The 527-nt window shown below is 42.3% G+C and carries 1 protein-coding gene; it reads right to left on the bottom strand.

All coding sequences use genetic code 11. From position 1 onward, the window contains the following. The coding region (locus HMPREF2918_RS11630) for a Spy0128 family protein (RefSeq protein ID WP_305366776.1) at positions 1-527 on the bottom strand (527 nt) is incomplete at both ends.

Here is a 527-nt window from a genome sequence, read left to right as displayed (position 1 = left end):
AACCATACTTGGTAAACCAACTTGTCGCCACGTTTAACAGTCTTCGTATTCAAGTTTTGAGCTTCGTTGTTTGATGCATCGTCCGCATATGGGTTCGCATTGGTATCTGCGTACTTGTCTGCCAACTCTTTATCATCATCAACGAGTTTGTCACCTGTGATATCGAATTTCTCTTCAGAAACAACGTATTTCTCTGGTTGGAACTTAGGTTCTTCTGGAGGACGAACAGTATTGTTGAACTCTTTATCAGCAGGATCTGTCACGTTTGTGATCAAGGCTTTCGCTGTACCATCATGACGAACTTCAACTGTAACGACAGCTTTCATTGTATCGTATGTAACGGTTGCGTCTGTTCCTTTAACTTCTTCTACAGTGTACTTGTAGGTACCTTCTTGACCCTTCTTGTATTTAAGGGCAGTGACAGTTTCACCAGCTTTATTGGTGTACTCTACTGGAGCAAACTTGATCTTACCAGCTGCATCGTTGGTTGCAGTTGCAATCACAACATTGTCGCTGTCTTTCAACTC

The sequence above is a fragment of the Streptococcus sp. HMSC065C01 genome (assembly GCF_001813525.1).
Taxonomy (GTDB): domain Bacteria; phylum Bacillota; class Bacilli; order Lactobacillales; family Streptococcaceae; genus Streptococcus; species Streptococcus parasanguinis_V.
Note: the sequence above shows the minus strand (reverse complement) of the source record. Positions and strands in the feature narration are given on the sequence as shown.